This window comes from Mycobacterium sp. TY815, from assembly GCF_030755135.1.
In the GTDB taxonomy this organism is placed as follows: Bacteria; Actinomycetota; Actinomycetes; order Mycobacteriales; family Mycobacteriaceae; genus Mycobacterium.
Map to the genome: position 1 here is coordinate 218,966 of NZ_JAUFRX010000003.1, position 21,092 is coordinate 240,057.

Here is a 21,092-nt window from a genome sequence, read left to right on the forward strand (position 1 = left end):
GTGATCACCTTCGACAACGTCAGCAAGGTTTTCGCCGGCGGCGCAACGGCGGTAGACCGGTTGAGTCTGCATGTGCCGGAAGGCAAGCTGACGGTCTTCGTCGGCTCGTCCGGCTGCGGGAAGACCACCGCGCTACGCATGATCAACCGGATGGTTGATCCCACGTCGGGCACCGTGACCGTCGACGGCAAGGACGTCTCGTCGGTCAGCCCGGTGCGACTGCGCCGCGGCATCGGCTACGTCATCCAGAGCGCGGGTTTGATGCCCCACCAACGGGTTATCGACAACGTGGCCACGGTGCCGGTGCTCTGCGGTCAGTCCCGGCGCGCGGCCCGCGCCGCTGCCTACCAGGTACTCGAACGTGTCGGGCTGAATCCGAAGCTCGCGTCGCGGTATCCCGCGCAACTTTCCGGCGGCGAACAACAGCGGGTAGGAGTGGCACGGGCACTGGCCGCCGACCCGCCGATTCTGTTGATGGACGAGGCATTCTCCGCCGTCGACCCGGTGGTCCGCCACACTTTGCAGAACGAAATTCTGCGGCTGCAAAGCGAATTGCGCAAAACCATCGTTTTCGTCACCCACGACATCGACGAGGCGCTCCGGCTCGCCGACCGCGTCGCCGTGTTCGGATCAGGTGGTGTTCTACAGCAATACGACGAGCCGGCACGGTTGCTCGCCCGGCCGGCCAACGACTTCGTCGCCAGGTTCATCGGCCTCGGGCGCGGCTACCGGTGGCTGCAACTCCTCGACGCGACCGGACTGCCGCTGCATGAGATCCAGCGGATCCCGGCTGCCGGACTGGCGAGTGCCGCACTCCCGGATGGGTGGGCGCTGGTCGTCGACGACGGCGGCGCGGCGCAAGGCTGGATCGATGCCGACGGACTGCGCCGGCACCGCGGCGGCCAACCTTTGACCGAGGCGATGACATCGGTGGGTTCGGTGTTTCACGTCGACGGCAACCTCAGCCAGGCCCTCGATGCGGCGCTGTCGTCGCCGTCGTCGGTCGGTGTCGCCGTCGACCGCGCGGAGAAGGTCGTCGGAGGCGTCCTGGCCACTGACGTGCTGGCCGCGGCCCAGGCGCGCAGACGGGTGCAGGGCTAACCCGATGAACTACCTGCTGACGCATCTGGGCACCGCGTGGGCGCTGACCGTCGTCCATCTGCGGCTGTCGCTGCTGCCTGTGTTGATCGGGCTGGCAATTGCGGTGCCGATCGGTCTGCTGGTGCAGCGCGCGCCGGTGCCGCGCCGGTTGACGACGCTGACCGCGAGCGTCGTTTTCACCATTCCGTCCCTGGCACTGTTCGTCGTGCTGCCGCTGATCATCGGAACACGGATCCTCGACGAAGTGAATGTGATCGTCGCGCTGAGTGCCTACACCACCGCCCTGATGGTCAGGGCGGTTCTCGAGGCGCTGGACGCGGTACCGGCGCAGTTGCGCGAGGCGGCCGTCGCGGTCGGCTACGGGCCGGTGGCCCGGATGCTGAAAGTTGAACTGCCGCTGTCTGTTCCGGTACTGGTGGCCGGCCTTCGGGTGGTGGTGGTGACCAACATCGCGATGGTGTCGGTCGGCTCGGTGATCGGCATCGGCGGGCTCGGCACCTGGTTCACCGCGGGATTCCAGATGAACAAGAGCGAGCAGATCGTCGCCGGCATCATCGCGATGTTCACGCTCGCGGTGGTTGTCGACACGACGATCAGCATCCTCGGCCGTCTGGCGACGCCGTGGGAGCACGGCCGCCGCCTCCGGTCCCCGATCGTCGGTGGCGCCCGATGAACTTCGTCGCACAGGCGGTGTCCTTCCTCACCACCGCGAGCAACTGGACCGGCCCGGCCGGCTTGGCCGCCCGCATCGGCGAACACCTGGAATACACGGCACTGGCCGTGGTCGCCTCGGCCGTCATCGCCCTCCCGGTGGGGTTGGTCATCGGGCACACCGGGCGCGGGCAGTTACTCGTGGTGGGCGCGGTCAACGGACTGCGCGCGTTGCCGACGCTGGGCGTGCTGCTGCTCGGGGTGCTGGTGTACGGGCTGGGACTGGGGCCCCCGATTGTGGCGCTGATGCTGCTGGGCATCCCGTCAGTGCTGGCCGGCGCGTACGCCGGCGTCGCCGGTGTCGATCGGCTGGTAGTCGACGCCGCACGCGCCATTGGCATGGCCGAACACCAGGTGCTGCTGCGGGTCGAGGTGCCCAACGCGTTGCCGTTGATCCTGGGCGGCCTGCGCAACGCGACCCTGCAGGTGGTGGCCACCGCCACAGTCGCCGCCTACGCGAGCCTCGGTGGACTGGGCCGCTACCTGATCGACGGCATCAAAGAGCGCCAGTTTCACATCGCACTCGTCGGTGCGCTGATGGTGGCCGCGTTGGCGCTGATCCTGGACGGGCTGATGGCGGTGGCGGTGTGGGCTTCGGCGCCGGGCAGCGGGCGGCTGAGCTGTAGCAATCGGTGCTGTGATGTCTCAGTTGGGGACAAACCTGCCGCCGTGGACCAACAGGTCCTACGGTAGAGGCGTGACCGCAGCCCCCTCTGAACCGACTCCTAGCGCCTGGCCGCAGATGCTGACCTGGCGTGCGCAGGACATTTCGCGCATGGAATCTGTGCGAATCCAGTTGTCAGGCAAGAGAATCAAGGCCAACGGCCGTATCGTGGCCGCGGCCACCGCAACCAATCCCGCCTTCGGGGCCTTCTACGAACTGCAGACCGACGAGAAGGGCGCGACCAAGCGGTTCGGCCTGACGGTGACGCTCGCCGAGCGGGAACGCCAGCTCGCCATCGCGCGTGACGAAGAGAACATGTGGTTGATCACCGATCATCAGGGGGAGCGACGCTCCGGGTACAACGGCGCCCTGGACGTCGACCTGGTGTTCAGTCCGTTCTTCAACGCACTGCCTATCCGGCGGCTCGGTATTCACGAGCGGGCGGACTCCGTAGTCCTGCCGATGGTCTACGTGAATGTGCCGGAGATGACCGTCGACGCGGCGACCGTCAGCTACACCAGTGAGGGCCGGCTGGATGCGATCAAACTGCGGTCGCCGGTGGCTGACACCACCGTGGTCGTGGACGCCGACGGGTTCATCGTCGACTATCCAGGGTTGGCAGAGCGGATCTGATCACCCCGCCGGCCCGGCCGGCCGCGGCTAGCTGCTGGCGCCATCCGTCGGCGCCCACGACGACGGTGACGATGTCGGAGCGCGGGAAGCTCTCGTAGCGCGTGCGCGCGGCGTGACCCTCATCGACCAGGTCGGCTACCGAGCCGTTGTGCGCCAGTGACTCGCGGGCGCGTCCGAGTAGTTCGATGATCCGGTCGGTGGCTGGCGTCAGCTGGCTGGTGTTGGCCTCACACATCGCCCGCACCAGGTCCGGCGCCGTGCCCGCCACCCGGGTCGCGTCCCGGAACGAGCCCGCGGCCAGTGCGAACGCCAGCGGAACCTCGGCGGCGGTGATCGCCAGCGCCTCGGCGAGTAGGTGCGGCAGATGCGAGATGGCGGCCGCCGCGGCGTCGTGCTCGTCGGATTTCGCGGGCACCACCACCGCCCCGCAGTCCAGGGCCAGCTCCGTCACCATCGTCCAGACGTGTGGGTCGACGTGGTCGTCCACACTGACCACCCAGGGCGCCCGGTTGAACAAGCCGCCGTGGCCGGCCGTCCAGCCCGAGTGCGCGGTGCCGGTCATCGGGTGGCCCCCGACGAAGCGCGTTAGCAGGCCGGCGGCAATAACCTCGTCGAGTACCGCCTTCTTGACGCTGGTGACATCGGTCAGGGGGCAGTCCGGGGCCAGGTCGCCGATGTGGGCCAGCATGCCGGGCAGCGCCGGCATGGGCACGGCCAGCACGATCAGGGCGTCCTTGGCGGCGGCACGGGCCAGGGTGGCGCTGAGGTCGGTGGAGGCGTCGAACCCGTCGGCCTGGGCGCCGTGCGCGCCTTCCACCGAACGGTTGTAGCCGAATACTTCACGGCCCGCCCCGGCAGCGGCCCGCATAATCGAACCGCCGATCAGACCCAGCCCCAGAATGCACACCGGTGTCTTCGCCACAGTGCAAGGTTGGCACAGGTCGACCGGCGACGGATCGCTTGGGACCGCTTCATCTGGCCACCGGCCAGGTCAGGGACTAGCGTAGGCGGCCATGGGAGCACAACGGGCTTCAGCAGCAGGCCCGTCCACGGACACCCCCGACGGCTTCGGCGTCGCGGTCGTACGCGAAGAGGGCAAGTGGCGCTGTGCGCCACTGGGCCCTAGAGCGCTGACCAGTTTGTCGGCCGCCGAGACCGAACTGCGGGAGCTGCGAAGTTCGGGCGCCGTCTTCGGCTTGTTGGACGTCGACGATGAATTCTTTGTCATCGTGCGTCCGGCGCCATCCGGGACCCGGTTGCTGCTCTCTGATGCCACCGCCGCGCTGGATTACGACATCGCCGCCGAGGTGCTGGACAGCCTGGATGCCGAGATCGATCCCGAAGATCTCGAGGAGGCCGAACCGTTCGAGGAGGGCGACCTGGGGTTGCTGTCCGATATCGGGCTGCCCGAGGCGGTGCTGGGGGTCATCCTCGACGAGACCGACCTCTATGCCGACGAGCAACTCGGCCGCATCGCTCGCGAGATGGGGTTCGCCGAGCAGCTGTCGGCGGTGATCGACCGTCTCGGTCGGTGATTCGCCGGTCGGTGATGGCTTCCGACGAGGAGCTGATCCGCGCCGCGTTGGCGGTCGCTAGGACCGCCGGACCTCGTGACGTGCCGATCGGCGCCGTCGTCGTCGGACCCGACGGGGCCTTGTTGGCTCAGGCGGTCAATGCCCGCGAAGCCGACGGCGATCCCACCGCCCACGCGGAGATCCTGGCGTTGCGGCAGGCCGCGCGCGAGCTGGGCGACGGGTGGCGGCTGGAAGGCGCGACGCTGGCGGTCACCGTCGAACCGTGCACCATGTGCGCTGGGGCGTTGGTGCTGGCCAGGGTGGCTCGGCTGGTATTCGGCGCCTGGGAGCCCAAGACCGGCGCGGTCGGCTCGCTGTGGGATGTGGTGCGCGATCGCCGGCTCAATCATCGGCCCGAAGTTCGTGGTGGGGTGCTGGCCTCGGAGTGCGCCGCGCCGCTCGAGGAGTTCTTCGCCCGGCAGCGATTGGGGTGAGCGGCGGGTGGTTCGGTAAGCTGCTCGGCGGTGGCGTGTCCGAGCGGCCTAAGGAGCACGCCTCGAAAGCGTGTGACGGCTAAAACCGTCCGAGGGTTCAAATCCCTCCGCCACCGCCATGTGATGAGTCGCGTCATCGGTTACAGATTCCCCGGCCATCGGCCGGGGTTTTTCTGTTGGTGAGGCCCGTCCCTGTGGCCGGGTCGATGGGCTGGCTGCTCAGGGTGATGGGTTTTCACCGAGCAGGGCTCGGAGCCGGTGAGGTGGCGGCCAGAAGTCCGAATTCGGCGGTGGTGCTAGGAGCTGCGGACGCGGCTCATCCGTCGTCTGCCCAGGTGTCACCAATGACCTCGTCTATCACTGTGTCGTGAACACTTACCCTTCGCTTGATCCGGGACTCGGCTGGTGTCGACGGTCGTAGCTACGTCAGCTCGACGGCTTGCTGACACGCCATCACTGTCCCCCCCATGCCGGCCACCGCGTCGACCAGTCCTCCCGAGCAGGGTGAGGTTCCTGGACCCGACGCAGCGTCTCTGCGTGCGCACCTCATATAAACGGGGCGCCCGCGAGGCTTGAGACGGAAATGTCGTATCCGCGACATTTCCAAAGTATTTGATAAAAATTACTCTCACGGGCGACAAACAAGGCTCAATGAATACGGCAAATCGCCAATCTTGGTGGCGCCGAAATCGGTCACAAAAGACCCACCCAAGACATCCGCGGCTCATCTGAGACGCTCGAAAAGATAGTGCATAACATGGCTATCTAGCAGCACAGATGAAAATCTTGTGATCTATATCGCAACTAAAAAATCATGAGTAGGGTGCGCTCTGAGTGCCATTTCTCCTGGCCTCGTCTCTTCATATTCTGGCCGCGACTAAGGGGTTGTCTGATGTCTTTCGTTTTCGCTTCTACGGATTCCCTGAGTGCGGCTGCTGGAAATCTAGCCACGATGGGTGCGGGCCTGAGGCAAGCCAACCTGGCGGCTTGGGGGGCGACGGCGGAGGTGCTGCCGGCGGCGGGTGATGAGGTGTCGGCGGCGATCGCGGAGCTCTTCGGTTCGCTTGGTCGGGAGTATCAGGTGGCGGGCGCGCGGGTGGCCGTGTTCCATGACGACTTCATCCGGATGCTGACTGCGAGCGCGGGTACATACGGGTTGGCTGAGGCGGCTAATGCGGGGCCGCTGCAGGCCGTAGAGCAGCAGATCTTGGGGGTAATCAACGCTCCTACTCAGGCGCTACTCGGTCGTCCACTGATCGGTAATGGTGTTGATGGAGCGCCGGGAACAGGGCAGGCCGGCGGTGCCGGCGGTCTCCTGTGGGGCAACGGCGGCAATGGTGGGTCCGGATCAACAGGACTCAATGGCGGAGCTGGTGGTGCTGCCGGCCTCGTCGGTACCGGCGGTGTCGGTGGCGCCGGTGGCGCCGGTGCGGTCGGCATGGCGGGCGGAGTTGGTGGCGCCGGTGGCAGCGGCGGCTGGTTGTGGGGTGCAGGCGGCGCCGGCGGTGTCGGTGGCGCCGGGGGTATCGGTGGTGGCTCGGGCGGCATCGCCGGTAACGGCGGGGCCGGTGGCGTCGGTGGTGTGGCGCGCTCGTTGTTCTTCGGGGCCGGTGGGGCCGGCGGCGCCGGCGGAGTCGGCGGCCACGGTGGGGCTGGCATGGATAGCGCAGCACCAGGCGCCGTGGGCGGTACGGGTGGCGTGGCTGGCAGTGGTGGCGCTGGCGGTGTCGGCGGTGGCAGCGGATCGCTGTTGTTCGGCGCGGGTGGCACGGGTGGGGCCGGCGGGGCTGGCGGCGCAGGTGGTGGCGGCGGTGCTGGCGGCGGTGGCGTTGGGCTTGGTATTGCCGGGGGCACTGGCGGGGACGGCGGCGCGGGAGGCGCTGCGGGGGCGGGGGGCGCAGGTGGCTCGGGTGGCCTGCTGCTGGGTAACGCCGGCGGACAGGGAGTCGGCGGGGCTGGTGGTGATGGTGGCGTGGGTGGCACCGGTGGCGTCGGTGGCGCGGGTGTGGACAACAGTGCGTTGGCCGGGGTGGCTGGTGGTGTCGGCGGAACCGGTGGTGCCGGCGGTGTCGGCGGCAGCGCCGGTGCCGGTGGCGCCGGGTCGGTGACCGGAGCGGCGGGTAAGTCGGGCTCGGGCGGCACGGGTGGCGCTGGCGGTGGCGGCGGTGCGGGCGGCTTCGGGGCGAATGCGGCCACGGCCGGAGGCACCGGCGATGCGGGTGCCGCCGGTGGCCACGGCGGTGCTGGTGGTGCCGGTGGCGCCGCGGGTGCTGGTGCTGGCGGGGTGCAGGGCGCGGGTGGTGCCGGTGGCGGCGGTGGTGTGGGTGGTCATGGCGGTGCCGGTGCCGCGGGGGTGGACAACAGCGCGCTGGCCGGTGTGGCCGGCGGGACCGGCGGGACCGGTGGTGCCGGCGGCCAGGGTGGCGATGCCGGTGCTGGTGGCGCCGGGTCGGTGACCGGTGCAGCGGGTAAGTCGGGTTCGGGTGGTACGGGTGGCGCTGGTGGTGGCGGCGGTGCGGGTGGCTTCGGGGCGAATGCGGTCACGGCCGGAGGCACCGGCGATGCGGGTGCCGCCGGTGGCCACGGCGGTGCCGGTGGTGCCGGTGGCGCCGCGGGTGCCGGTGCTGGCGGGTCTCAAGGCGCGGGTGGTGCCGGTGGCGGCGGTGGTGTGGGTGGCACCGGTGGTGTCGGTGGTGTGGGTGTGGATAACACTGCGGTGCAAGGGGCCGCTGGTGGTGTCGGCGGCACTGGTGGTGCCGGTGGTGTCGGCGGCGACGCGGGTGCTGGCGGCGCCGGGTCGACCGTGGGTGCGGCGGGTAAGTCGGGCGCCGGTGGCACCGGTGGCGCCGGTGGTGGCGGCGGTGCGGGCGGCTTCGGGGCGAATGCGGCCACGGCCGGAGGCACCGGCGATGCGGGTGCCTCCGGTGGCCACGGCGGTGCTGGTGGTGCCGGTGGCGCTGCAGGTGCTGGTGTGGGCGGGGTCCAGGGCGCGGGCGGGGCCGGCGGCGGCGGCGGTGTGGGCGGCACCGGTGGTGCCGGTGGCGTGGGTGTGGATAACAGTGCGGTGCAAGGCGCCGCCGGTGGGGTTGGCGGCACCGGTGGTGCTGGCGGCCAGGGTGGTGACGGCGGTGCTGGTGGCGCCGGCTCGGTGAGCGGTGCGGCCGGTAAGTCCGGCTCGGGCGGTGTCGGTGGTGGTGGTGGCGGCGGCGGTGCCGGCGGTTTCGGGGCGAATGCGGCCACGGCTGGAGGCACCGGTGAGGTGGGTGCTGCGGGTGGTCAGGGCGGTGCCGGTGGTGCCGGCGGCGCTGCCGGTGCCGGGACCGGCGGGGTCCAGGGCGTCGGCGGTCTCGGTGGTGATGGCGGTGTGGGCGGTAAGGGCGGGACCGGCGGGGCCGGTGTCGATAGTGCGGTGCAGGGGGCTACTGGTGGGGTCGGCGGCACCGGTGGTGCTGGTGGTGTCGGCGGTAACGCCGGGGTGGGTGGTGCCGGCTCGACGGTCGGTGCCGCGGGTAAGTCGGGCTCCGGCGGCACCGGTGGCACCGGTGGTGTCGGTGGTGGCGGTGGCTTCGGTATTGGTGGGGCCCCGGAGGGCGGGGCCGGGTTTACCGGCGGCGCCGGCGGGGCGGGTGGCACGGGTGGTGCCGGTGGGGCTGCGGGTGCCGGGACCGGCGGGGTCCAGGGCGCTGGTGGTCTCGGTGGTGATGGCGGTGTGGGCGGCAAGGGCGGCACCGGTGGGGCCGGTGTCGATAGCGCGGTCCAGGGCGCTGCGGGTGGGGTCGGTGGCACCGGCGGTGCGGGTGGGGTCGGCGGTAACGCCGGGGTCGGTGGCGCCGGCTCGAGCGTGGGTGCGGCCGGCAAGTCCGGTTCCGGTGGCACCGGTGGCACTGGTGGTGTCGGCGGGGCCGGTGGCTTCGGTATCGGTGGGGCCCCCGAAGGCGGGTCCGGGTTCACCGGTGGCGCCGGCGGGGCGGGTGGCACCGGGGGTGTGGGTGGCGCCGCCGGTGGCGGGACCGGTGGGGTGCAGGGCGCCGGCGGTGCCGGTGGTGATGGTGGTGTGGGTGGCACCGGTGGGTTCGGTGGCGCCGGGCGGGATAACAGTGGGTTGGCCGGGGTGGCCGGTGGCATCGGCGGCACCGGTGGTGCCGGCGGTGTCGGTGGTGACGCCGGTGCTGGTGGCGCCGGGTCGGTGACCGGTGCGGCGGGTAAGTCGGGTTCCGGTGGCACCGGTGGCACCGGTGGTGTCGGCGGGGCCGGTGGCTTCGGTATCGGTGGGGCCCCCGAGGGCGGGGCCGGGTTTGCTGGTGCCGCGGGCGGGGCCGGTGGCACCGGTGGTGTCGGTGGCGCTGCGGGTGCCGGGACCGGCGGGGTCCAGGGTGCTGGTGGTGTCGGTGGTGACGGTGGTGTCGGTGGCGGCGGGGGCGCCGGGGGCGCCGGGGCGGATAACAGTGCGTTGGCCGGGGTGGCCGGTGGCATCGGCGGCACTGGTGGAGCCGGTGGCCAGGGTGGTGACGCCGGTGCTGGTGGCGCCGGCTCGGTGAGCGGTGCGGCGGGCAAGTCCGGTGACGGTGGTGCCGGCGGTGGTGGTGGTGGCGGCGGTGCCGGCGGTTTCGGGGCGAATGCGGCCACGCCCGGAGGCACCGGAGAGGCGGGTGCCGCCGGTGGCCAAGGCGGTGCCGGTGGTGCTGGTGGCGCTGCGGGTGCCGGGACCGGCGGGGTCCAGGGTGCTGGTGGTGCCGGGGGCGGCGGCGGTGTGGGCGGCACCGGTGGTGCCGGTGGCGTGGGTGTGGATAACAGTGCGGTGCACGGTGTCGCTGGTGGGGTCGGCGGCACCGGTGGTGCCGGCGGTGTCGGTGGTGACGCCGGGGCTGGTGGCGCCGGGTCGGTGACCGGTGCGGCGGGTCAGTCGGGCTCTGGCGGTGTCGGTGGCGCTGGTGGTGTTGGTGGTGGCGGTGGTTTCGGGGCGGTTGGGGCCACGCCCGGGGCCACTGGTGAGGTAGGTGCCGCGGGTGGCCAGGGCGGTGCTGGTGGTGCTGGTGGCGCTGCGGGTGCCGGGACCGGCGGGGTCCAGGGTGCTGGTGGTGCCGGGGGCGGCGGTGGTGTGGGCGGTCACGGCGGTGCGGGTGCGGCCGGGCTCGATAACAGCGCCTATCAGGGTCTTTACGGCGGTCAGGGTGGTGACGGTGGTGCCGGCGGTGTCGGTGGCGCCGCCGGTGCTGGTGGCGCCGGCTCGACCGTGGGTGCAGCGGGTCAGTCCGGTGATGGCGGTGTCGGTGGCACTGGTGGTGTCGGCGGGACGGGTGGCTTCGGCGCGGCCGGGGCGGCTGGCGGCGGGACCGGTGGTGAGGGCGCTGCGGGTGGCCAGGGCGGCTTTGGTGGTGCCGGTGGGGCTGCGGGTGCCGGGACCGGCGGGGTCCAGGGCGCTGGTGGTCTCGGTGGTGATGGCGGTGTGGGCGGCAAGGGCGGCACCGGTGGGGCCGGTGTCGATAGCGCGGTGCAAGGCGCTGCGGGTGGGGTCGGCGGCACCGGCGGTGCGGGTGGGGTCGGCGGTAACGCCGGGGTCGGTGGCGCCGGCTCGAGCGTGGGTGCGGCCGGCAAGTCCGGTTCCGGTGGCACCGGTGGCACTGGCGGTGTCGGCGGGGCCGGTGGCTTCGGTATCGGTGGGGCCCCCGAAGGCGGGTCCGGGTTCACCGGTGGCGCCGGCGGGGCGGGTGGCACCGGGGGTGTGGGTGGCGCCGCCGGTGGCGGGACCGGTGGGGTGCAGGGCGCCGGCGGTGCCGGTGGTGATGGTGGTGTGGGTGGCACCGGTGGGTTCGGTGGCGCCGGGCGGGATAACAGTGGGTTGGCCGGGGTGGCCGGTGGCATCGGCGGCACCGGTGGTGCCGGCGGTGTCGGTGGTGACGCCGGTGCTGGTGGCGCCGGCTCGGTGACCGGTGCGGCGGGTAAGTCGGGTTCCGGTGGCACCGGTGGCACCGGTGGTGTCGGCGGTGCCGGTGGCTTCGGTATCGGTGGGGCCCCCGAGGGCGGGGCCGGGTTTGCTGGTGCCGCGGGCGGGGCCGGTGGCACCGGTGGTGTCGGTGGCGCCGCGGGTGCCGGGACCGGCGGGGTCCAGGGTGCTGGTGGTGTCGGTGGTGACGGTGGTGTCGGTGGCGGCGGGGGCGCCGGGGGCGCCGGGGCGGATAACAGTGCGTTGGCCGGGGTGGCCGGTGGCATCGGCGGGGCCGGTGGGGCCGGTGGCCAGGGTGGTGACGCCGGTGCTGGTGGCGCCGGCACGGTGAGCGGTGCGGCGGGCAAGTCCGGTGACGGTGGTGCCGGCGGTGGTGGTGGTGGCGGCGGTGCCGGCGGTTTCGGGGCGAATGCGGCCACGCCCGGAGGCACCGGAGAGGCGGGTGCCGCCGGTGGCCAAGGCGGTGCCGGTGGTGCTGGTGGCGCTGCGGGTGCCGGGACCGGCGGGGTCCAGGGTGCTGGTGGTGCCGGGGGCGGCGGCGGTGTGGGCGGCACCGGTGGTGCCGGTGGCGTGGGTGTGGATAACAGTGCGGTGCACGGTGTCGCTGGTGGGGTCGGCGGCACCGGTGGTGCCGGCGGTGTCGGTGGTGACGCCGGGGCTGGTGGCGCCGGGTCGGTGACCGGTGCGGCGGGTCAGTCGGGCTCTGGCGGTGCCGGTGGCGCTGGTGGTGTTGGTGGTGGCGGTGGTTTCGGGGCGGTTGGGGCCACGCCCGGGGCCACTGGTGAGGTGGGTGCCGCGGGTGGCCAGGGCGGTGCTGGTGGTGCTGGTGGCGCCGCGGGTGCCGGGACCGGCGGGGTCCAGGGTGCTGGTGGTGCCGGGGGCGGCGGTGGTGTGGGCGGTCACGGCGGTGCGGGTGCGGCCGGGCTCGATAACAGCGCCTATCAGGGTCTTTACGGCGGTCAGGGTGGTGACGGTGGTGCCGGCGGTGTCGGTGGCGCCGCCGGTGCTGGTGGCGCCGGCTCGACCGTGGGTGCAGCGGGTCAGTCCGGTGATGGCGGTGTCGGTGGCACCGGTGGTGTCGGCGGGACCGGTGGCTTCGGCGCGGCCGGGGCGGCTGGCGGCGGCACCGGTGGTCAGGGCGCTGCGGGTGGCCAGGGCGGCTTTGGTGGTGCCGGTGGGGCTGCGGGTGCCGGGACCGGCGGGGTCCAGGGCGCTGGTGGTCTCGGTGGTGATGGCGGTGTGGGCGGCAAGGGCGGCACCGGCGGGGCCGGTGTCGATAGCGCGGTGCAAGGCGCTGCGGGTGGGGTCGGCGGCACCGGCGGTGCGGGTGGGGTCGGCGGTAACGCCGGGGTCGGTGGCGCCGGCTCGACCGTGGGTGCGGCCGGCAAGTCCGGCTCCGGTGGCACCGGTGGCACTGGCGGTGTCGGCGGGGCCGGTGGCTTCGGTATCGGTGGCGCCCCCGAAGGCGGGTCCGGGTTCACCGGTGGCGCCGGCGGGGCGGGTGGCACCGGGGGTGTGGGTGGCGCCGCCGGTGGCGGGACCGGTGGGGTGCAGGGCGCCGGCGGTGCCGGTGGTGATGGTGGTGTGGGTGGCACCGGTGGGTTCGGTGGCGCCGGGCGGGATAACAGTGGGTTGGCCGGGGTGGCCGGTGGCATCGGCGGCACCGGTGGTGCCGGCGGTGTCGGTGGTGACGCCGGTGCTGGTGGCGCCGGGTCGGTGACCGGTGCGGCGGGTAAGTCGGGTTCCGGTGGCACCGGTGGCACCGGTGGTGTCGGCGGGGCCGGTGGCTTCGGTATCGGTGGGGCCCCCGAGGGCGGGGCCGGGTTTGCTGGTGCCGCGGGCGGGGCCGGTGGCACCGGTGGTGTCGGTGGCGCTGCGGGTGCCGGGACCGGCGGGGTCCAGGGTGCTGGTGGTGTCGGTGGTGACGGTGGTGTCGGTGGCGGCGGGGGCGCCGGGGGCGCCGGGGCGGATAACAGTGCGTTGGCCGGGGTGGCCGGTGGCATCGGCGGCACTGGTGGAGCCGGTGGCCAGGGTGGTGACGCCGGTGCTGGTGGCGCCGGCTCGGTGAGCGGTGCGGCGGGCAAGTCCGGTAACGGTGGTGCCGGCGGTGGTGGTGGCGGCGGCGGTGCCGGCGGTTTCGGGGCGAATGCGGCCACGCCCGGAGGCACCGGAGAGGCGGGTGCCGCCGGTGGCCAAGGCGGTGCCGGTGGTGCTGGTGGCGCCGCGGGTGCCGGGACCGGCGGGGTCCAGGGTGCTGGTGGTGCCGGGGGCGGCGGTGGTGTGGGCGGTCACGGCGGTGCGGGTGCGGCCGGGCTCGATAACAGCGCCTATCAGGGTCTTTACGGCGGTCAGGGTGGTGACGGTGGTGCCGGCGGTGTCGGTGGCGCCGCGGGTGCTGGTGGCGCCGGCTCGACCGTGGGGGCGGCCGGCAAGTCCGGTGATGGCGGTGTCGGTGGCACTGGTGGTGTCGGCGGGACCGGTGGCTTCGGCGCGGCCGGGGCGGCTGGCGGCGGGACCGGTGGTCAGGGCGCTGCGGGTGGCCAGGGCGGCTTTGGTGGTGCCGGTGGGGCTGCGGGTGCCGGGACCGGCGGGGTCCAGGGCGCTGGTGGTCTCGGTGGTGATGGCGGTGTGGGCGGCAAGGGCGGCACCGGCGGCGCCGGTGTCGATAACAGTGCGGTGCAAGCCGCTGCGGGTGGGGTCGGCGGCACCGGCGGTGCGGGTGGCGTCGGCGGCAACGCCGGGGTCGGTGGCGCCGGGTCGGTGACCGGTGCGGCGGGTAAGTCCGGTGACGGCGGCACTGGTGGCACTGGCGGTGTCGGCGGGGCGGGTGGTTTCGGTATTGGTGGGGCCCCTGAGGGCGGGTCCGGGTTTGCTGGTGCCGCGGGCGGGGCTGGTGGCACCGGGGGTGTGGGTGGCGCTGCCGGTGCCGGTGCTGGCGGGGTCCAGGGCGCCGGCGGTATCGGTGGCACAGGTGGTACGGGCGGTACGGGAGGCGCGGGCGCTGCCGGCATCGATAACAGCGCCTATCAGGGTCTTTACGGCGGTCAGGGTGGTGACGGTGGTGCCGGCGGTGTCGGTGGCGCCGCGGGTGCCGGTGGCGCCGGCTCGACCGTGGGGGCGGCCGGCAAGTCCGGTGATGGTGGTGTCGGTGGCACTGGTGGTGTCGGCGGGACGGGTGGCTACGGGTCGGCCGGGTTGGCCGGCGGCGGCACCGGCGGTGAGGGTGCTGCGGGTGGCCAGGGCGGCTTTGGTGGTGCCGGTGGCGCTGCCGGTGCCGGGACCGGCGGGGTCCAGGGCGCTGGTGGTCTCGGTGGTGATGGCGGTGTGGGCGGTAAGGGCGGCACCGGCGGGGCCGGTATCGATAGCGCGGTGCAAGGCGCCACTGGTGGGGTCGGCGGCACCGGCGGCACTGGTGGTGTCGGCGGTAACGCCGGGGGTGGTGGCGCCGGGTCGGTGACCGGTGCGGCGGGTAAGTCGGGCTCTGGTGGCGCCGGTGGCACTGGTGGTGTCGGCGGGGCCGGTGGTTTCGGTATTGGTGGGGCCCCTGAGGGCGGGTCCGGGTTTGCTGGTGGCGCCGGCGGGGCGGGTGGCACCGGTGGTGTGGGTGGCGCTGCGGGTGCCGGGACCGGCGGGGTGCAGGGCGCCGGCGGGGCCGGTGGTGACGGTGGTGTCGGTGGCACCGGCGGGTTCGGCGGCGGCGGCCGGGATAACAGTGGGTTGGCTGGGGTGGTCGGTGGGGCCGGCGGCACCGGTGGCGCCGGCGGAGTCGGCGGTGACGCCGGAGCTGGTGGCGCCGGGTCGGTGACCGGTGCGGCCGGTAAGTCCGGCTCGGGTGGCACCGGCGGCACCGGTGGTTTCGGCGGTGCGGGCGGTTTCGGGGCGGCCGGGTCCGGGGCCGGAGTCATCGGCGATGCGGGTGCCGCGGGTGGTCAGGGCGGTGCCGGTGGTGTCGGTGGCGCTGCCGGTGCTGGGACCGGCGGGGTCCAGGGCGCCGGCGGTATTGGTGGCACCGGCGGTGTGGGTGGTCACGGCGGCGCGGGTGCGGCCGGGATTGATAACAGTGCCAACCAGGGCCTCTATGGCGGTCAGGGTGGCGACGGTGGCGCCGGTGGCCAGGGCGGTGCAGCGGGTGCCGGTGGTGCCGGTTCGGTGACCGGTGCGGCCGGCAAGTCCGGTGACGGCGGCACTGGTGGCACTGGTGGTGTCGGCGGTGCGGGTGGTTTCGGGGCGGCCGGATCCGGGGCCGGAGTCATCGGCGATGCGGGTGCCGCGGGTGGCCAGGGCGGTGCTGGTGGGGCCGGTGGCAACGCCGGTGCCGGTACCGGCGGCACTAACGGCAGTGGCGGCATCGGTGGCAACGGCGGCATCGGCGGCAAGGGCGGCAACGGCGGCAGCGGAGTCGGTCAATTCGTCACCGGTGGTAACGGCGGCACGGGTGGCGCAGGCGGTAATGCGGGTGCAGGGGGCGCCGCGGGTAGCGGCGGCACCGGCGGCATAGCGGGCAACGCCGGTACCGGCGGCACTGGCGGCGCGGGCGGTGCTGGTGGTGTGGGTGATAACGGAGCTGGCGTGGGAGGCCAGGCTGGATTTGCCGGTGGGGCCGGTGGCGCCGGTGGCGCCGGTGGCAGCGCCGGTGCCGGGGGTGTCAACGGCAACGGTGGCGATGGCGGGGCCGGCGGGGCGGGCGGCGTGGGTGGCCTGAGCCTGACCACGGCCGGTGCTGGTGGCGCAGGTGGCAACGGCGGTGTCGGGGGCGCGGCTGGCGGCGGTGCCGGGGCGGCGGGTCTCGGCGGTGATGGCGGTAATGCCGGTACGGGCGGCAAGGGCGGCGACGGCCTCAGCGGCGGGTTCAGTTCCGGTGTAGCCGGTGGCAAGGGCGGCACCGGTGGTGCCGGTGGTACTGGCGGCAACGCCGGCGGCCCCGGGGGCGTCAACGGCGACGGCGGCGCAGGTGGTGCCGGCGGGCTGGGTGGGGCTGGTGGCTCAAGCAACGGCGTGGCCGGTGTCGGTGGTGCCGGAGGCACCGGTGGCGCCGGTGGCGCAGCAGGCACGAACTTGTCGGGCGGCGCAGGTAACGGCGGTGACGGCGGCGCCGGTGGAGCCGGCGGGTTCGGCGGCGCGGGTATCGACGGCAGTGGAACGCTGGGCGCTAATGGCGGTGCCGGTGGGAGCGGTGGCACCGGCGGACAAGCGACCAGTGCTGCCGGCATCGCGGGTGACGGTGGGGCCGGCGGCGGCGGCGGCATCGGCGGAGCTGCCGCCAATGGCAGCAACGGCGGTTTTGGTGTCCCAGGTGGCAGCACCGGCGGCGTCGGCGGCGCCGGCGGTAACGGTGGTGCCGGAGGGGGTATCGGCGGACGTAACGGTGACGGTGGCTACGGCGGCGCAGGGGGCCGCGGTGGTGACTCCGTGCTGCCCCCAAGCGGCATCCGTCAGAATGGCGGCGACGGCGGCGCTGGCGGTGCGGCCGGGTCGGCCGGTTCCAACGGTGCCAGCGCCGCGGGCATCGACGGCCACGGCGGTACCGGCGGCGACGGCGGCAACGGAAGCACGGGCGGCGCGGGTGCCAATGGTGGAAGCCCAGGAGCTAACGGCGGCTTTGGCTCCCAAGGCGGCAACGGCGGAAAGGGTGGCGCCGGCGGCGCCGGCGTGAACGGGGTCGGCGGCGGCAATGGTGGCAAGGGCGGCGCGGGCGGCACCGGTGGTACCGGTGGTGCCGGTGCGGCGGGCAGTGATGCAATCAACCCCCAGGCTGGCGGTGCCGGTGGCACCGGCGGCTCGGGTGGTTTCGCCGGGGCAGGTGGTACCGGCACCGATGGCGGGGCCACGGGAGCAACCGGGACATACGGCAACGGCGGCGTCGGAGGGGCAGGTGGTAACGCGGGTCACCCGACGACGGCTGGCGGCCAGACCGGCGTTGTCGGCGGCCGGGGCGGCAACGGTGGCTTCGCATTCGGGAACGGAGTCGGCGGCGCCGGAGGTAAGGGCGGCACCGGCGGCAACGGCGGCAGCGGAGCGATCTTCATCAACGGCGGGACCGCTGGCGCTGGTGGAGCTGGCGGTACCGGTGGCGGAACAGAGTGGGGCGTCGGCGGTGTCGGTGGCACCGGCGGCACCGGCGGCATCGGCGGCAACGGTGACAATCTCTTCACGGTCGGTGGCCCCGGTGGAGCCGGCGGTCGAGCCGGTGATGGTGGTGCCGCCACCGCAGGGGGCACCGGAGGTGGCGGTGGTACGGGCGGAGTCGGTGGCCTGGGCGGCAACGGCAAGTTGGGCGGATCAGGCGGCGACGGCGGAAATGGCGGCAACGGCGGCACGGGAGTCATCGGTGGCTTTGGCGGCGCCGGCGGGGCCGGTGGCCCCGGTGGGAAGGGCGCGGGCGGAAGTCCTTCCGATTCCGGCAACCCCGGCCAACCAGGTCTGAATGGCTGAGGCAGTTCCCATCGACCGGCGAAAGTAAAAGGAGGCTGACGCTCTTCCCGATCCGTCAAACGCGAGAACTCCGCAAACCACCGAGGCTCATCTCAGTCCGACAGAGAAAGGAACCATCCATGAGCACTCCTCGGCGGAATGGGCAATGTGTCCAACGCGATCTGGGACGGAGATAACCCGCCACCGAAGCCGCCGCCCCCGGTCGGCCTTCGCTGCGACGCCAATCTCACCAATTGCCGAATCGGAGACCATCCGTAATTCAGCTGTGCGGAACCCCGCCACCGGCCGGGGTTTCTCACGAATGCTCATCGATGTACTCGGTCGCGTCCTTATCGCGGTTGTCGACGCCGGTGGTCGCTTCGCGTTCGGCGTAGAACCGCATCCATTGCAGAGCCAGCTCGTTCCTGAGTTCGAGCGACGCGCTCTTAATGAAGTCCGGCATTGCCTCCCGCTCTTCCTCGTCGAGGTGTTTACCGTTCTGCTCGCGGGCCTCGTGAACGGCCTCGAACCACTCGGAGCTGCCCGGCTCGAGCCGGCGTGACCGACGGACGGCATCACGAATCGCGTTGTGATCGGTAATGGCGTCCTCGGTCTCGTCCTCCGGGTCGCCTTCGGGATTGCTGGGATGGTCATGGCCACCGTGTTTGAGCAGCGCCGGGTAGAACACCGCTTCCTCTGCCTCGGCATGAACGTCGAGGCGGGCACCGAGAACGGCCCAGATTGCGGCAAGGTCGTCGTCGCTTCTCGCGTCGTCGAGCCGGAAGAACTGACGCCGAATCCAGTCGTGATCGGCGTAGATGAGGTCGATGATGTCGGCCATGGTTCAGCGCCGCCTTCTGCACACGGTGGGGACCCCTCTCGCTCGGAATTGCGACAAGGGGATTCACGCGCGCCGGGCCGCCTAAACCGTGACGCCTGATCGCGCGGAAGGCAAGGCATCGATACCGGCGCAAGATCGCGGCCCGGCGTCATTCCCGTCACGATTCACCAGTCGCCCCAAAGATTTTGACGCCCGCGATGATATATATGCCCGCATGGGGTGGCGCCGGTGAGACGCTTGATAACGTCTATCGCATTGGCAGCAATAGTCGTTGCCGCCGCAATGACGCCGGTAAAAGCCAGGGCTGCAGACGAATCCGTCGCTGCGACAGTATTGACGATCAACCCCGCCTTTTTCCCGTTACCGTCGAACTGGTTGCGTGGCGAGCTTTTCGCCGCACCCAATGTGAAAGTCAAAGTCCCTTATACGAATCTGCCCAATGCTTACTTCGTCCATCAGGGCGCCGATATCCTCAATCAGCTCCTGCATTCCACGGCGGGCCGCAAGATCGTCCTCGGTCACAGCGAAGGCGCTCAGGTGGAGGACGATTGGTTGCGCCGGTACGGCCCCGGTAGTGATATCGATCCCGCAAGCGTCACGTTCATTCTCACCGGTGACCCGGAGAACAAATACGGCGGTTGCACTTTCATCTCCAACAGCGGATGCAACGCGGCGTATGGCGGCAGGGGATTCCCGGCCGACACCCGTTACACGGTGAAAGTCTTGATCCGGCAATACGATTTCTGGGCGGACTGCCCGGGTGACCTGGCGAATTCGGTGGCGCGTTTCAACAGAGTGGCCTCCAACTTCGTCGGCGGTACCGGTGAACTGCGGGGCCCGCATCTGGACTACAGCAAGCTCAGCCTGACCGACCCGGGGAACAAGTCATACGTCGAGGGCAACGCCACCTACATTCTGGGCGCACCGGCCACGTACTACCTGCCGATGGTCACCTGGCGGTTGGAATCGGCCGAGAACAAGCGAATCCACGAACTGCAGTGGCGCCCGATGGTTGAATCCGCCTACAACCGGCCGATGGGGACGCTCGATCTGCCGGGCTGATCACTCGCGTTCCCGCCCGGTGATCAGCTTGCGGATCGTCTGTACCTCGCTGTCGGCGAACGGCCGCCCGTCGGGCTGCAGGAGGTCGGCGAACCACTGTTTGGGTACCGCCGTCGCCGGATGGTCCCACGAACTCCACGGAAAATAGGTCTGGGTCTTGCCGGCGACCAGTCCCCAGTTGAGCGCACCGACGTTGTGCCGCTTGGCAATCGGCAGCACGCCTTCGACCGTGCTGCCCAGTGAGCGAGCCAGGTACTCGGTGCAGATGATCGGGCGCCCCAGCGGCTCGAGTTCGTTGATGCGGCCCTCGAATTCCCCCGGCGGGGTGTAACTGTGGAATGTGATCACGTCGGCGTTGTCGAGCTGAATGCCGGCGATGGCGCTGCGCGCACCGGGATCGCCCCAATTGCCCTGCCAGACCCCACTTGTCAGCGGCTGCACCGGATCGACCGCGCGCGCCCAGCGAAACACCTGGGGGAGCAGGGCCGCGACCCGGTCCAGCTTGTCCTTGCGCTCCACCTTGCGGTACTCGCGCGCGGGATTGTCCGGTTCGTTCCACAGGTCCCAACCCAGTACCCGGTTGTCGTTGCGGAACTGGCTCAACACACCGGTGACGTAATCCTGCATGACAGCCGCGTAGCGCGGGTCGTCGATGTGCTCGGCGCCCGGCCCCTGCACCCACCCGGAGTTGTGCACGCCCGGTGTGGGCGCGCGCTGCCGACCCACCCGCGGAAACGGATCCCAGCAGGAGTCGAACAGCACGAACAGCGGCTTGATGCCGTGCCGCGCCGCGATGCCGACGAACTGGGCCAGCCGACCCTGGAAGCCCGCCCGGTCCTGCGCCCAGAGCTGGTCATGCAGGAAGACCCGCACCGTGTTGAACCCGTGAAACCGCGCCGCTCCCAGTTCGTTGTCGATGCGCCGGGGATCGTAGGTGCCGGCCTGAAACATCTCGAGCTGGTTGATCGCGGTCGAGGTGACGTAGTTGACGCCGACCAGCCACCCCTGCGCCTGATACCAGTTGTGCGCACGGTCGGCCGGCCAGCGGCCCGCCTCGGCGGACGCCCGCGGCGTCCGGGTCAGTGCCGTGGCGGCCGCTAACGCCAGTGGCAGCTTCAGAGCGGTTCGGCGTTGCACCCAGCGACGGTAAGTTCGGAACGCAGCACACGTCCCGCGGCATACCGGGCCGCGACAATTTGAGGGTGGAAATTGTTATCCCGCCGTCACTTTCGACATCAGCGAGCTAGCGCAGTTTGCGGCCGTAGCTGTCGGTGACGCTGCCGGTGAAGATCATGATCGCGTCGACGAAGCCCCAGATTCCGACGCCGGCCAAGATGAAGATGCCGATGCCGCACAGGACGGTGAGGACAAGGCCGGCCAAGCCGAGGCACAACTGAATGACCGCGATCTGGGTGGACTCCAGATAGAAGCGGCCGACCCCGAACGCACCGAAGAACAGCTGAAGCAGTCCGGCGGTGGTGGCGGACTTGTCCGACAGCGGCATCCCGGTGGCCGGATCCCGCCCGAACGGCGCCTGCGGATCGACGCCGTAGCCCCCATAGCCGGGATATTGGGGGACGGACGGATACTGCGGGGGCGGCGGTGGCTGGCCAGGCTGGTATGGCGGCTGGGGTGGCTGGTAGCCGTAGGGCTGCTGTCCCCAGGGTGGCTGCTGCTCGGGGTTGCCGGGGTAATTCGGTGTTCCCATCGGCTCTAC

General features: G+C 71.7%; 12 protein-coding genes and 1 tRNA gene. 9 read left to right on the top strand and 4 right to left on the bottom strand.

The genetic code is table 11. The annotated features are described in order from the left end of the window. Genes QXK92_RS26790 through QXK92_RS26805 form a run of 4 tightly spaced genes read left to right on the top strand, consistent with a single transcriptional unit; the run spans position 1 to position 3,109 of the window. Positions 1-1,101 carry an ABC transporter ATP-binding protein gene (locus QXK92_RS26790; RefSeq protein WP_306246860.1) on the top strand — a complete coding sequence of 367 codons (1,101 nt, stop codon included), beginning with the start codon at positions 1-3 and terminating at the stop codon, positions 1,099-1,101. Positions 1,102-1,105: 4 nt separating this feature from the next. Next, a complete protein-coding gene (locus QXK92_RS26795) occupies positions 1,106-1,774 on the top strand; it encodes an ABC transporter permease (protein WP_306246862.1) in 669 nt (222 codons plus the stop codon). After that, complete coding sequence (locus tag QXK92_RS26800) at positions 1,771-2,505, top strand: ABC transporter permease (RefSeq protein WP_306246864.1); 735 nt, start codon at positions 1,771-1,773, stop codon at positions 2,503-2,505. The genes QXK92_RS26795 and QXK92_RS26800 overlap by 4 nt, the downstream gene beginning before the upstream one ends. Before the next feature lie 4 nt (positions 2,506-2,509). Next, complete coding sequence (locus tag QXK92_RS26805) at positions 2,510-3,109, top strand: putative glycolipid-binding domain-containing protein (protein WP_306246866.1); 600 nt, start codon at positions 2,510-2,512, stop codon at positions 3,107-3,109. Here QXK92_RS26805 and QXK92_RS26810 read toward each other — a convergent pair. Next, on the bottom strand, positions 3,072-4,016 hold the full coding sequence (locus tag QXK92_RS26810; RefSeq protein WP_306247941.1) for a prephenate dehydrogenase: 945 nt from the start codon (positions 4,014-4,016) through the stop codon (positions 3,072-3,074). The genes QXK92_RS26805 and QXK92_RS26810 overlap by 38 nt on opposite strands. A gap of 106 nt (positions 4,017-4,122) precedes the next feature. On the opposite strand from QXK92_RS26810, the gene QXK92_RS26815 reads away from it, so the two are divergent. The 4 genes from QXK92_RS26815 to QXK92_RS26830 all read left to right on the top strand — a co-directional run bounded on the left by QXK92_RS26815 (position 4,123) and on the right by QXK92_RS26830 (position 17,493). Beyond that, positions 4,123-4,644 (top strand): tRNA adenosine deaminase-associated protein, encoded by a 522-nt coding sequence (locus QXK92_RS26815; protein ID WP_306246868.1) that lies wholly within the window; start codon positions 4,123-4,125, stop codon positions 4,642-4,644. Positions 4,645-4,658: 14 nt separating this feature from the next. Further along, positions 4,659-5,117, top strand: a complete 459-nt coding sequence (locus QXK92_RS26820; protein ID WP_306247943.1) for a nucleoside deaminase — start codon at positions 4,659-4,661, stop codon at positions 5,115-5,117. 29 nt (positions 5,118-5,146) lie between these two features. After that, positions 5,147-5,236, top strand: a tRNA-Ser gene (locus tag QXK92_RS26825). Positions 5,237-6,009: 773 nt separating this feature from the next. Continuing rightward, positions 6,010-17,493, top strand: coding sequence for a PE family protein (locus QXK92_RS26830; protein WP_306246870.1), 11,484 nt, complete (start codon positions 6,010-6,012; stop codon positions 17,491-17,493). Between the two features lie 295 nt (positions 17,494-17,788). On the opposite strand, the gene QXK92_RS26835 is transcribed toward QXK92_RS26830, so the two are convergent. Then, positions 17,789-18,313, bottom strand: coding sequence for a hemerythrin domain-containing protein (locus QXK92_RS26835; RefSeq protein WP_306246872.1), 525 nt, complete (start codon positions 18,311-18,313; stop codon positions 17,789-17,791). Positions 18,314-18,568: 255 nt separating this feature from the next. Between QXK92_RS26835 and QXK92_RS26840 the strand changes: the two genes are divergently transcribed. Next, positions 18,569-19,375, top strand: coding sequence for a PE-PPE domain-containing protein (locus tag QXK92_RS26840; RefSeq protein ID WP_306246874.1), 807 nt, complete (start codon positions 18,569-18,571; stop codon positions 19,373-19,375). Here QXK92_RS26840 and QXK92_RS26845 read toward each other — a convergent pair whose 3' ends face one another. Both QXK92_RS26845 and QXK92_RS26850 read right to left on the bottom strand, forming a co-directional pair. After that, positions 19,376-20,512, bottom strand: coding sequence for a cellulase family glycosylhydrolase (locus tag QXK92_RS26845; RefSeq protein ID WP_306246876.1), 1,137 nt, complete (start codon positions 20,510-20,512; stop codon positions 19,376-19,378). Between the two features lie 106 nt (positions 20,513-20,618). Continuing rightward, positions 20,619-21,083: a TM2 domain-containing protein gene (locus tag QXK92_RS26850; RefSeq protein ID WP_306246879.1), complete on the bottom strand. Its 465-nt coding sequence runs from the start codon at positions 21,081-21,083 to the stop codon at positions 20,619-20,621. Positions 21,084-21,092 lie beyond the last annotated feature (9 nt).

Coding starts and splice junctions, on each gene's coding strand:
- QXK92_RS26830 (WP_306246870.1), top strand. CDS start 6,010: ATGTCTTTCGTTTTCGCTTCTACGGATTCCCTGAGTGCGGCTGCTGGA.
- QXK92_RS26820 (WP_306247943.1), top strand. CDS start 4,659: ATGGCTTCCGACGAGGAGCTGATCCGCGCCGCGTTGGCGGTCGCTAGG.
- QXK92_RS26795 (WP_306246862.1), top strand. CDS start 1,106: ATGAACTACCTGCTGACGCATCTGGGCACCGCGTGGGCGCTGACCGTC.
- QXK92_RS26850 (WP_306246879.1), bottom strand. CDS start 21,083: ATGGGAACACCGAATTACCCCGGCAACCCCGAGCAGCAGCCACCCTGG.
- QXK92_RS26815 (WP_306246868.1), top strand. CDS start 4,123: ATGGGAGCACAACGGGCTTCAGCAGCAGGCCCGTCCACGGACACCCCC.
- QXK92_RS26800 (WP_306246864.1), top strand. CDS start 1,771: ATGAACTTCGTCGCACAGGCGGTGTCCTTCCTCACCACCGCGAGCAAC.
- QXK92_RS26835 (WP_306246872.1), bottom strand. CDS start 18,313: ATGGCCGACATCATCGACCTCATCTACGCCGATCACGACTGGATTCGG.